This is a genomic window from Acinetobacter sp. ATCC 27244, assembly GCF_000156555.1.
Classification (GTDB): Bacteria; Pseudomonadota; Gammaproteobacteria; order Pseudomonadales; family Moraxellaceae; genus Acinetobacter; species Acinetobacter haemolyticus.
On sequence record NZ_GG665959.1, the window covers coordinates 94721 to 105936 of the forward strand.

The 11216-nt window shown below is 39.8% G+C and carries 12 protein-coding genes; 7 read left to right on the plus strand and 5 right to left on the minus strand.

Features of this window, described 5'->3' with window-relative positions; all coding sequences use genetic code 11:
* Window positions 1-198: 198 nt before the first annotated feature.
* Window positions 199-924 carry an outer membrane protein OmpK gene (locus HMPREF0023_RS10980; protein ID WP_008942129.1) on the minus strand — a complete coding sequence of 242 codons (726 nt, stop codon included), beginning with the start codon at window positions 922-924 and terminating at the stop codon, window positions 199-201.
* A gap of 368 nt (window positions 925-1292) precedes the next feature.
* Here HMPREF0023_RS10980 and HMPREF0023_RS10985 point away from each other — a divergent pair, with 368 nt between their 5' ends.
* From HMPREF0023_RS10985 to HMPREF0023_RS11005, 5 genes are all read left to right on the plus strand, one after another.
* Window positions 1293-1652 (plus strand): HPF/RaiA family ribosome-associated protein, encoded by a 360-nt coding sequence (locus HMPREF0023_RS10985; protein WP_004641598.1) that lies wholly within the window; start codon window positions 1293-1295, stop codon window positions 1650-1652.
* A gap of 140 nt (window positions 1653-1792) precedes the next feature.
* Window positions 1793-2338 (plus strand): ankyrin repeat domain-containing protein, encoded by a 546-nt coding sequence (locus tag HMPREF0023_RS10990; protein ID WP_004641595.1) that lies wholly within the window; start codon window positions 1793-1795, stop codon window positions 2336-2338.
* Window positions 2339-2368: 30 nt separating this feature from the next.
* A complete protein-coding gene (locus HMPREF0023_RS10995) occupies window positions 2369-3136 on the plus strand; it encodes a transporter (protein WP_017396428.1) in 768 nt (255 codons plus the stop codon).
* 77 nt (window positions 3137-3213) lie between these two features.
* A complete protein-coding gene (gene dsbD, locus HMPREF0023_RS11000) occupies window positions 3214-5067 on the plus strand; it encodes a protein-disulfide reductase DsbD (protein ID WP_008942131.1) in 1854 nt (617 codons plus the stop codon).
* A gap of 2 nt (window positions 5068-5069) precedes the next feature.
* On the plus strand, window positions 5070-5765 hold the full coding sequence (locus HMPREF0023_RS11005; protein WP_008942132.1) for a glutathione S-transferase family protein: 696 nt from the start codon (window positions 5070-5072) through the stop codon (window positions 5763-5765).
* Between the two features lie 41 nt (window positions 5766-5806).
* Here HMPREF0023_RS11005 and HMPREF0023_RS11010 read toward each other — a convergent pair whose 3' ends face one another.
* Window positions 5807-6994 (minus strand): GGDEF domain-containing protein, encoded by a 1188-nt coding sequence (locus tag HMPREF0023_RS11010; RefSeq protein WP_017396427.1) that lies wholly within the window; start codon window positions 6992-6994, stop codon window positions 5807-5809.
* A 282-nt stretch (window positions 6995-7276) separates the two neighbouring features.
* Window positions 7277-8188, minus strand: coding sequence for an alpha/beta hydrolase (locus HMPREF0023_RS11015; RefSeq protein WP_005087216.1), 912 nt, complete (start codon window positions 8186-8188; stop codon window positions 7277-7279).
* 189 nt (window positions 8189-8377) lie between these two features.
* On the opposite strand from HMPREF0023_RS11015, the gene HMPREF0023_RS11020 reads away from it, so the two are divergent.
* Complete coding sequence (locus HMPREF0023_RS11020; RefSeq protein WP_005087215.1) at window positions 8378-8815, plus strand: DUF2147 domain-containing protein; 438 nt, start codon at window positions 8378-8380, stop codon at window positions 8813-8815.
* A gap of 63 nt (window positions 8816-8878) precedes the next feature.
* Here the strand turns inward: HMPREF0023_RS11020 and HMPREF0023_RS11025 are convergent, their stop codons facing one another.
* Window positions 8879-9229, minus strand: coding sequence for an arsenate reductase (locus HMPREF0023_RS11025; protein WP_004641582.1), 351 nt, complete (start codon window positions 9227-9229; stop codon window positions 8879-8881).
* 439 nt (window positions 9230-9668) lie between these two features.
* Window positions 9669-10493, minus strand: a complete 825-nt coding sequence (locus HMPREF0023_RS11030) for an exodeoxyribonuclease III (protein WP_008942133.1) — start codon at window positions 10491-10493, stop codon at window positions 9669-9671.
* Window positions 10494-10534: 41 nt separating this feature from the next.
* Between HMPREF0023_RS11030 and pyrE the strand changes: the two genes are divergently transcribed.
* Window positions 10535-11185 (plus strand): orotate phosphoribosyltransferase, encoded by a 651-nt coding sequence (gene pyrE / locus HMPREF0023_RS11035; protein ID WP_008942134.1) that lies wholly within the window; start codon window positions 10535-10537, stop codon window positions 11183-11185.
* The last annotated feature ends 31 nt before the right edge of the window (window positions 11186-11216 follow it).

Sequence of the window (11216 nt, forward strand, 5' to 3'; positions counted from 1 at the left end):
GAAAGATCAAAAGTAACAAAAATCTTCTGTTGAGTTGACGGTACAACCTGATACGGCAACTCAACAAGGCGACATCCATATCGCCTGTCACGGTAGTAAATGACATCTTAAATTTAAATAAAAAGATTTGATTATTTTATTCTACATATCAAAAAAAACAGCAAGACTGGGCTTGCTGTTTTTAACGATTTGACCAATTTAGAAATGGTATTTGATCAAAGCGCTAACGTTGTTTTCGTCGCTGCCTTTGATACCAAATTTATTGTTCCACACTGAATGCTCGACACCTAAATATAAGCGTGTTTCAGGCGAAATGTGTTTACCCACATTCCATTTGTACTGTGTAGTCCAGTTGAGTTCACTGGCGTGATCTTTTTCAGCTGTTGACCAGTCAAGGAAGCCATCGACTAAGAACTCTTCAGTTGAGAGTTTAAATGGCAATGCATAGACAAAAGTAAGCTGGTAGTCATCAGCTGTTTTCTCATTGTTTGCACGGTAGAAATTGATATTTGCATATTGGAAATATGGAATTTTAAGATCAAAGCCTACGCCATATAAGAAGTTATCAAAACTAGAGAAATCATCATTGTTGCTTTCCCATGTTGTTGAAATCAATACGTCTTTGATTGGACCGAAAGCTAATTTTTGACCAGAAATTTCACCTAGACTGAAACGTGGTGAGAGCTCGAAATAAGTGCTTTTGTGGTCGTCACTCCCACGCATACGATCCATGAAGAAAAATACATCGGCATATTTTACTTTTGCTGCGTATTCAACCGTTAAAGTTGTTTGCTTTTCATCAACAACTTCATAGTTTTCGCCGTATAAACCAGTGAGGCTAAAATCTTGCCAGATCGGTTTTGCTTGAGTAAAAGCTGCTGTAGATACCAATAAACATGTTGCCGCAAGTTGTTTCAATTGCATTTAAAAAATCCCCCCTGAAAGGCGTGTAAAGCATACAAGGAATTAAGCAAAAATAAAGCCAAATTTGACCAAATGCTCAAAAGAATTGTTGTGCTGAAAATCGAGGGGAATTGCATATCATTTAACTGTTTTTTGCTCAAGTTTTAATAAAAATGTCAAAAATCAGCTTGCATATTTTTCATTAAGGACGGATATTGGAATCATAGAAGATCTTCTTTCATACTGAAAAGCAACACATGTAAAGCAAGGAGACGACAAGCATTTACATAAACAAAATATACAACTGCGTTGAATGAATGCATGCTCAAAAGCGTGCTCAATAAGATAATTTTGTAGAACCGTCTCACAGAAAAGAGAGGAAGATATTTATGAATATTGAAATCCGTACAGATAAAAACATTCAAGGTAGTGAACGTTTAATTAGTTATGTTCGTGAAGAGCTGACACAAGAATTCCAACGTTATAGCGAGCGTATTACACACTTTTCGGTTCATATTAGTGATGAAAATGGGGACAAAACGGGCGAACATGACAAACGTTGTATGATCGAAGCCCGTCCAGCAGGAATGAAGCCTGTTGCAGTAACACACAAAGCTGCAAATATTGATCATTCTATTCATGGTGCGATTGATAAATTAAAACGTAGTCTGGAACATCTCTATGAGAAAAAAGATCATCATCGAGGTGGTTTACCTGAATTTGTTGACGTAGATGATGAAGCATCTTAGTAACAACTTAGAAAAAGCCCAGAAGTTGGGCTTTTTTTTTTGCCTGTATCAAATTTATACATGATTTTTAGATCGTTTTATAAAAACCTGTCGGGATATTCGGCATAATAGAACCATTAAATATATTGTGAGAATTGGTCATGTTAAGCAATCAGCAGCAGGCCTTGGTGCAAGCCATACAACAACTCGATTTAGACCAAGTGCGATTTTTACTGGCTGAGGGACTCGACCCAAATTTTATCGATCCTGAACAAGGACCACCCGTTTCGGTGATATGTGATGGATTATTTACATGGTGGGAAACCATCTGTGAAGCATATGAAGCTAATCAACCACTGACTGAAACTGAAAAACAACAACAACTTCAAGTCTACTTAGATATTTTAGATGCGCTGATTCAAGCTAAAGCGAATTTACATCTTTGGGATGCGGAAGAGTTTTATGGACCATTGTGGGATGCCGCAAGTTCAGCATGTGCACCAGTGGTCAAGCGTTTACTAGACGAAAAAGTTGACCCAAATACGCGTGATGAAGAGGGTCTTACGATTTTATCCTCGATTAGTCAGCTTTTCTTTGATTGTGATTTTGATGAAATTGACTGGTCACAGGCGTTGGCAGAGGAACGTGCAACACTTGAATTGTTACGGGAACATGGTGCAAAAATGTCAAAAGAGCTAGCAACTTGAGTTTAGCCGATTGAATAAAAGGGGATAATGATGAAACAACGTCAAACATTAAGCTTGATCGCGCTATCAATGCTAGCAAGTTCAGCCTTTGCGAATGAATTTTCTTTTGATCGACCTGGCGCTGGCATGGGTACAGGCATTACACCAGTTGGTCAACTGGCTTGGGAGCAAGGCCTGCCAACCGCAAGTTATCAGCAACAAACAATTGATGGGGTAAAGGAAAAAACTTTAACCTTAAATGGCGATATGTTGTTACGTACAGGTTTGGCGAAAGGGTTAGAGCTTCAGTTGGGTTGGCAAGGTCCAGTATGGCAACAACACAAGCGTGCCGGTGTAACTAAAGAAAACAATGGTTTGGGTGATGTCAGCATTGGTTTGAAAAAAGCGATTAATTTAAAAGATGACCGTCTGAGCATGGCATTGTTGGCTGAAGCGATTCTTGCAACAGGAAATGACGAATTTACTGCCCATGATGATATCTATAGCCTCACTTCGGCGGTTGCATATGAGTTTAGTGACCTCATTGGTACCTCGATTACTATGCGTTACGAAGCGCAAAACAGCAATTGGGCTGTGACTGCCATTCCAACCATTGATTATAAAATTGCTGGAAAATTGTCTGGATATTCAGAGTTTATTTATCGCAAAGCAGAAAGCCAAGACTATGAATATGGGTTAGGTACAGGTCTGATTTATGCAGTGAACAATCGTATGCAGCTCGATGCCAGTGTGGGTGTCGATTTAGAAGGCAATGCGCGAAGCTATAACGGTGGTTTAGGCGTTTCCGTTTTATTTTAATCCATGTCACTTCTCAATCTCCCGTGAATCCCTGCATTTCTCATCGGGAGTATTGGGTTGATAAAAGAGAAATCTGAATGAAAATCTATGCTCAGGGTGGCTACAGTAGCGAACTGGTGCGTTACTTTCTTGGTAGTTTACTGTTGTTATGTGGGAGTTTTACCCATGCCCAAGAGAATCTTTCCGCGCAACTGTTAAATCCTGAGGATGCATTTGTATTTTCCGTAGAATCTTCTCGTACAGATCAAGCACGATTACACTGGGAAATTCAACCAGATTATTATTTATATCAGCATAAGTTTGAGGTGAAACAAGGCAATCAGCCTGTTGCTTTAAACTTACCTAAGGCGAAGGACCAATATGATGAAAATTATGGTCATAGCCAAGTGTACTATGATGAGCTTGCATTTGAGATTCCTACACAAGCATCTCAACACTATCAAGTGACATGGCAGGGATGTGCCAAAGATCGTATTTGTTATCCGCCACAAACAATCGCATTTGATACGGATGCCAATGGTCTTGTAAATACACAAAACCTCAGTCCAAACGCACAAAAGCGCTTTCTTGATGTCGCTCGCTCTGCCAATGCAATCAATACGCAACGCCCCGATCTGGCAGATATTTCTGATCAAGAGCAAGCATCTGCAATAAGTTCATCCAATGAGGCAGGACAAATGGCACAAGACCAAAAATGGTCGAGTCGTTTAGCACAGCATTCATTGTTGTATAGCATTGTTTTATTTTTAGGCTTAGGTATTTTACTGGCCTTTACACCTTGCTCACTCCCCATGCTACCGATTTTGACGTCACTCATTGTACGTGAAAATAAAGGAGTCAAAGCTTGGGCGATTGCACTGACTTTTGTGGTCAGTATGGCAATGATCTATGCTCTACTGGGGCTTATTGCTTCCGCTGCTGGATTGAATTTTCAACGCTGGTTACAACAGCCTGCCACTTTGATTGCATTTAGTCTGTTATTTGTGGTGTTTGCTTTAAACCTGTTTGGTTTATTTGAATTGAAAATGCCACAGAAATGGGTGAATCGACTGGATCATCTGCAAGCCTCACAAAAAGGTGGGACGCTGGTCGGTGCGAGTGTCATTGGCATGATTTCGGCGTTATTGGTTGGCCCTTGCATGACAGCTCCTCTTGCAGGTGTATTGTTATTTATTTCGCAAACACAGAACCAATGGCAAGGTGCATTATTGCTATTTACCTTGGGCTTTGGGATGGGGATACCACTGTTATTGGCTACAGTTTTAGGTGCACGAGTGTTGCCAAAAGCAGGGGAGTGGATGCATCAAATTAAGGTGATTTTTGCCTTTTTAATGTTGGCTTTGAGTATTTATTTTATTCGTCCATTATTACCTGAGTTGGCATTACAAATTCTCAGTCTAATCCTTGGTTTAGCATTTATTATTTATGCCGCCTCTCGTTTGGTGGCACAAAACAGTAAACTCAAATGGCTTTATATTGTCTTATTGATGATCACGACACCTTGGCTTGTATTCAATCAATATCAACATATTCAAAATTTAAATTCAGTTCAGGCAGACAAACTAGCTGAATGGCATGTCGCCAAAACAGCAGATGAGTTTCAACATATTCTTGCCAATGCACCGAAAGATCGCGGGATTGTTATTGATGTATATGCTGATTGGTGTGTGGCATGTCAACCTATTGAACATCGTATTTTAAAAGATGCAGAAGTGCAGCAAGCTTTAGCGCCGTATTATTTAATTAAGTTGGATTTGAGTCAGTATGATGCTTCTCATCAAGCTTTGTTAAAGCAATGGGATATTTTAGGTCCACCCACTTATTTATTCTTAAACGCGCAACAACAAGAGCTCCGTTCATTACGTTTAACGGGTGCATTTAAAAAAACGGAATTACTCCAACAACTGGCTTTATTTGAGGGGAAATCATAACGATGTATACGCTCTTTATCGGTAATAAAAATTACTCAACATGGTCAATGCGTCCTTGGATTTTATTAAAACAAGCAGGCATTGATTTTCATGAACATTTAATTCAATTTGATAGCTTTGAACCAGACAGCCAGTTTAAGACAGAAATCTTAAAGCTCAATCCAACAGGAAAAGTACCTACTCTAGTCGATGCAGATATTACGGTTTGGGATAGTTTAGCTATTTGTGAATATGTAGCTGAACAGCAGCCTGAGAAAAAACTGTTGCCGCAAGATCAGAAATTACGTGCTAGAGCGCGTTGCATTAGCGCTGAAATGCATAGCAGTTTTCAAAACTTACGTAATCTTTGCCCGATGAATATTGAAGCTGATCTGACCCATATTGGTGAGCAATTGTGGGCTGAGCATGAGCAGTTGCGCGCTGAAGTTGCACGAATTGATCAGATCTGGTCAGAGCGTCCAAGTGAAGACAGCTTTTTATGTGGTGAGTTTAGTATCGCTGATGCATTTTATGCACCTGTAGTCATGCGCTTTGTGTGTTTCAAGCTCCCTGTCTCTGCATCAAGCCAAGCTTATATGCAAAAAATCTTGGCCTTGCCATCGGTTCAACAGTGGATTGTCGAGGCAAAACAAGAGCAAATGTTTGTTCCTTTTGATGAGCCGTACCGTCAAAATCGTGACGTATATCTGCGGGATTAAATGACTGAGAATGTCGTGCAGAAGGTAATTTCCCTTCTGCATTACTCTGCCAAAAGATCTCCAAAAATCTGAATATTATTTCTTCCTGATGCTTTCACCGCATAAAGTGCTTGATCGGCCTGACTGACAACTAAGTGTGGTTCATTCGCATTGAGCGAGCTACTGATCCCAAAACTCGCACTAACAGAAAATTGTTGTTGATCCTCAGCAATAAAACACATGTCAGCAATTGCTAATCGACAACGTTCAGCAACATTCTTGGCTTGGATTGCTGTGGTATTGGGTAATAATAAAATGAACTCCTCTCCACCAAAGCGACCAATCAGATCCTGATCACGGACATTGTTTGAAAGGCACTTTGCCACATGCACCAAAACTTGATCGCCCATGCTATGACCAAATTCATCATTAATATTTTTGAAATGATCTAGATCAAGTAGCACCACCGAATAAAATGAATTTGGCTGTTTATTTAGTTTCTCCAAATGGTTACTAATACTACGTCGATTCATAACATTGGTAAGAGGATCAAGGCGACTAAGTGCTTGAATGGCAGTTTCGCGAGTACGCCATTGGGTCAGTAAGATCTCAAATAAGAATAAACAAGCGATTAAAATAGGCAGCAGGAAAAACAACATGCTCCCCACCCAAAATGGGTGCATCTCGGCTTGATTTAAAATCTTTGGATTAAACAATGGTGCGTACTGGAGCACACCATATAAACTTAAAATATTGCAGAATAACAGCGCAATTGTTGCAGGAATAAGTGCACAGTAAATCATTTTACGATTAAATAGGACTAAGCCAACAGCGACGACACTGACATAAACCACCATCGTGGCAGGGCTAAAGCTTCCAATTAAATAGCTGGTATGACATAGCAGTGCTGTAAACAATTGGACGGTTAAGATAGGAATAACTTCTGACGCCCAAGCCCGATCTTTAAAAAGATAACAGGGAACAATCAGGCCCAAAAAGACAAAAAACATAATCAAATTGGTCCAAAGTTTAGACCAAATCAACGGTAAATTGACCCATTGCCATGTCACTGGATTGAGTAAGACCAGTACATCCCAAACGATCCCGAAAAGGGTCATAAAGGCAGCAAGGATCAGTAGCAGAATCGACTTCTTTAACATGTTCCAGTTGATCAGTGGTTCATGTTCCCAAAGCTGTGAGAAACTCCATTTTTCTCGATTCGCCGTCCTCTTAAAATGAATCTTCGTCATTGGCATGCATCCTTTTATGCAATGAGATTCCTAAGAAACTTTATAAATGTAAATTTGACATCAAAATGTTGATCAAATGCGTATATAACTAACAATAGCATCTTTGGAATGCGAAGAAAGTCTGCTTCTAAGCTTTGAGTGCAAATCAGAACGGGAAAAATTTTTAGAAAAATAGAGTATGATCTAAATAATCGATTAATTTTATTTTATGATGACAAAAATGAATTAAGTATGACAATGGTCAGCCATAGCTGACCATTTTTCACACAAAACCCAAAGGACTCAGTCACGATCAATCCGTTGTGCAAAAGTTGCAATATCTGCCAATGCTTGTTTTGCTTCTGGAAACCAAGCGTTGAACATTTGAAAATTATGCCACATGCCCGTATAGAGTTTGAAAATCACTTTAACATCGGCTTGCTCTGCTTTTTCGCGGAAACGCTTGGAATCATCCAATAAGATCTCTTTAGATCCGACTTGAACCAATGTTGGTGGTAAGCCCGTTAAATCATCAAATAAAGGAGAGACACGAGGATCATCAGCTTGAATATCTGCAGTCAGATAATGATTAATTCCCGCTTGTAAGGCTTCTATCGACAGTAATGCATCGTGTTTTTGATTAAAGCGTAGCGATTCACTGGTGAGGGTTAAATCCAAATAAGGAGACATTAAAATCAAGCCACTTGGCATCAGCTCAGGTTGTTGCTTTAAACGTAAGCACAGCGCGAGTGCAAGATTCGCCCCACAAGAATCACCTGAAATAATAATATCTTTGGGTTTAATCCCTTGAACCAGTAACGCTTGGTAAACATCAAAAATTGCATCAATCGCTTCAGGAAAAGGATGTTCTGGTGCTAATGGATAATCAATATGGATGACTTGCATTTGGGTACTGTCAGCGATATCGGTCATCAATGCCCGATGTGTATTGAGGCTACCTAAGAAAAATGCGCCGCCATGAATATGGAAAATTAACTGTGTTGCTGTTGCTTTGGTTTTGATTTCCTCACCACGTACGCCAGCCAAACGTAGAGGACGGATTCGCGCGTTTGGGTTTTGTGGGAATAAGCGACACAGTTGGTCTAATAGCGGACGTAAAGCATTCGGTGCTAAATTGAATTGACTTGGTGTCCGGATGGTCGCTTTGAGTAGGGATTCAGTAAAATAATATTTCCAAACAGTACCAAATTTCATAATTTTTCCATATTGTTAGAGCAGTATACAACTAAGAGAATATTTGATTTTAAGACCTATACAATGGCGTTCTGTACGGTGTTTTGCACCTGATCAGGTTGTACCTAATAGTCACAATCAAGAATTGCAATATTGATGGAAGTTTTCAATACTCTTAGTCTTAAAAGACCCATTAAGGATATTACAAAAATGAAGAAAATTGCTTTAGCACTAGGATTGTTTAGTTTGACAGCATTTGCCAATGCAGCGGACGCATTACACGGTAGCGTGTGGCAAACGATTGACGATGAAACCAAGCAACCCAAAGCGATCGTCAAGTTTACTGAACAAAAGGACGGTTCATTATCTGCATCGATTCAGAAGTATTTAGTCCCAGGTCAGGAAAGTGTTTGTACGAAATGTGAAGGTCCATTTCATAACAAATCATTGAATGGCGTAACGATTGTACGCAACCTTAAAAATGTAGGTGGCGTAAATTATGATGGTGGTTCTATTGTAGATCCAAAAAATGGTAAAACTTATAAGCTTAAAGCAGAGCTTACCGATGGTGGTCAAAAGCTGAAATTACGCGGTTATATCGGCGTTGCAGCACTTGGTCGTAACCAAACTTGGGTGCGTTCTAACTAAGTTGATTAGTTGAATAAAAAAACCGAGTTCGCCAAATGTGAACTCGGTTTTTTAATATCTATTCTAAGCCGATAGGTTTTGATACGTTGTTTCATCAAAGCCAATGATAAAACCTTGCGGGGTTTGTAATACAGGACGTTTAATCAAACTTGGCTGTGCAATTAAAGTCTCAATCAGGTTTTGCTCGCTACTGCTTGCATGCGCTTGTTCATCTGCTGTTAATTTACGCCATGTTGTACCTTTTTTATTAAGGACTTTATCTGCACCGATTTCCTTTAACCAAATCTCTAAAGTTTCAGCATCAATACCTTGTTTTTTATAATCATGAAACTGGTAATCAATTCCCTTGGCTTGTAGTGCATCAAATGCTTTTTTCATCGAATTACAATTTTTAATACCGTAAATTTTAAACATACTCAAACCATCAAAAACAGTGAATCATCTTCTTCACAGCCTAACTGAAAAGCGATGTGATTTGCCAGCCGAATTTTTTTATTAAGTTGATCGATGTAGGGTATTAATAAGTATCAATCGAGTAGGTAATAAGTAGATTGGTTCTTTGCGCTGAATGCGAAGGGGAAAATCGATAAAATTGTATATTCAGAAAAGAGAAAACCCGCATTTAATCATCCTGATCATGCGGGTCTCATTTCAACGTCCAATGTCTCATCCTTGCAAATAAACTTAAACTAAGTTTATTTTATCTTCCTACGGCGTCCTATCCCTTTGTGGTCATCCTGACCGCTTCCCTGTGCCGTGGTGCTATAATGCCGTCACAGTTGTTAAATAAAAATACACAAAAAGCGACATGATATGTAAGCTAAAGAAGCGATCAAAGTGAACAACTGTTCACTTATTCGTGTATTTTGTAGTCGATAATCACAGGGGCATGGTCACTAAACCATTGTTCTTTATAAACCCATGCATTTGCAGTACGCGCTTTCCAATCTGGAGAGCATGCATGGTAGTCGATACGCCAACCGACATTTTTTGCACGCGCTTGACCGCGATTTGACCACCATGAGTACAACTCTGCTTCAGGTCGTACTTCACGGAAGGTATCAACATAACCCAATTCATCATAAATATGATCGAGCCATGCACGTTCATGCGGTAACACGCCTGATGACTTCTGGTTACCTGACCAGTTCTTAATATCAATACGCTTGTGTACGATATTGTAGTCACCACACACGATGATTGATTTATTCTCGTCACGCCATTGTTTTAGTATTTTTGCGTATTCTTCGAGAAATATATCTTTACGTGCTTGGGCTTCATCACCACTTGATCCTGAAGGCAAGTATAACGAGGCAATATGAACAGGATGTGACAGTCCTAAATCAAATTCAGCGGTAATAAAACGACCTTGGGAGTCTGCCAGTTCGAAGCCTAAACCATTGGTGACTGAAACAAATGGTAGACGGCTATAGATGGCTGTACCTGCATAACCAGCACGTTCAGCAGGGAATAGGTGTGTGTACCAACCTTCTGGTTTAAATTTATCAGTCCATTGTTCATGAGTGATACGGCTTTCTTGCATACAGACCACATCCGCATCGGACTGTTCTAACCATTCCAAGAGTCCTTTGGTTACGGATGCGCGCAGTCCATTCACGTTAATTGAAACGACTCGAAGAATTTTTACATCACTTGGATAGCTATCCTTTGGTATCATACGTCTGTTTAACCTCAATTGAAGAATTTGGAGCACCTTATATGACAACGCCTGTGTCATTTCATCCGCAAGCTTTTATCGAACTCGCATTATCACGTGGTGTGCTTAAATTTGGTGAGTTTACCTTAAAATCAGGTCGTGTCAGTCCTTATTTCTTTAACGCAGGTTTGCTCAATGATGGTGAAGCATTGTCTTTGTTAGCTCACGGCTATGCGGATAAATTGGTTCAGTGTGACAATGTTGAAGTGATTTTTGGTCCAGCGTACAAAGGTATTCCTTTTGTTGCAGCAACAGCAGTGGCATTGTCTCAAGTACATGGCAAGAGTGTGCCTTGGGGCTTTAATCGTAAAGAAGCCAAAGATCATGGTGAAGGTGGTGTGTTGGTTGGTGCATCAGTTGCAGGTCAAAAAGTCTGGATCATTGATGATGTGATCACCGCGGGGACTGCGATTCGTGAAGTTGTGACCATCTTAAAAAATGCAGGTGCAACGATTGCAGGGGTGTTGGTTGCATTAGACCGTCAAGAACGTGGTCAAGGTGAGCTTTCTGCGATTCAAGAAGTACAAAAAGAACTCGAAATCCCTGTGCATGCTTTGATTACTATGAAAGATTTAATGGATTATTTAGATGCAAAAGGCGAGAAAGACGCTTTAGCCAATATGCAGGCTTATCGTGAAAAATATGGCATCTAAGTTTTGGATGTAAAAGAAAAGGAAGCGAAGG

Coding starts and splice junctions, on each gene's coding strand:
- HMPREF0023_RS10980 (WP_008942129.1), bottom strand. CDS start 924: ATGCAATTGAAACAACTTGCGGCAACATGTTTATTGGTATCTACAGCA.
- HMPREF0023_RS10985 (WP_004641598.1), top strand. CDS start 1,293: ATGAATATTGAAATCCGTACAGATAAAAACATTCAAGGTAGTGAACGT.
- HMPREF0023_RS10990 (WP_004641595.1), top strand. CDS start 1,793: ATGTTAAGCAATCAGCAGCAGGCCTTGGTGCAAGCCATACAACAACTC.
- HMPREF0023_RS10995 (WP_017396428.1), top strand. CDS start 2,369: ATGAAACAACGTCAAACATTAAGCTTGATCGCGCTATCAATGCTAGCA.
- dsbD (WP_008942131.1), top strand. CDS start 3,214: ATGAAAATCTATGCTCAGGGTGGCTACAGTAGCGAACTGGTGCGTTAC.
- HMPREF0023_RS11005 (WP_008942132.1), top strand. CDS start 5,070: ATGTATACGCTCTTTATCGGTAATAAAAATTACTCAACATGGTCAATG.
- HMPREF0023_RS11010 (WP_017396427.1), bottom strand. CDS start 6,994: ATGACGAAGATTCATTTTAAGAGGACGGCGAATCGAGAAAAATGGAGT.
- HMPREF0023_RS11015 (WP_005087216.1), bottom strand. CDS start 8,188: ATGAAATTTGGTACTGTTTGGAAATATTATTTTACTGAATCCCTACTC.
- HMPREF0023_RS11020 (WP_005087215.1), top strand. CDS start 8,378: ATGAAGAAAATTGCTTTAGCACTAGGATTGTTTAGTTTGACAGCATTT.
- HMPREF0023_RS11025 (WP_004641582.1), bottom strand. CDS start 9,229: ATGTTTAAAATTTACGGTATTAAAAATTGTAATTCGATGAAAAAAGCA.
- HMPREF0023_RS11030 (WP_008942133.1), bottom strand. CDS start 10,493: ATGATACCAAAGGATAGCTATCCAAGTGATGTAAAAATTCTTCGAGTC.
- pyrE (WP_008942134.1), top strand. CDS start 10,535: ATGACAACGCCTGTGTCATTTCATCCGCAAGCTTTTATCGAACTCGCA.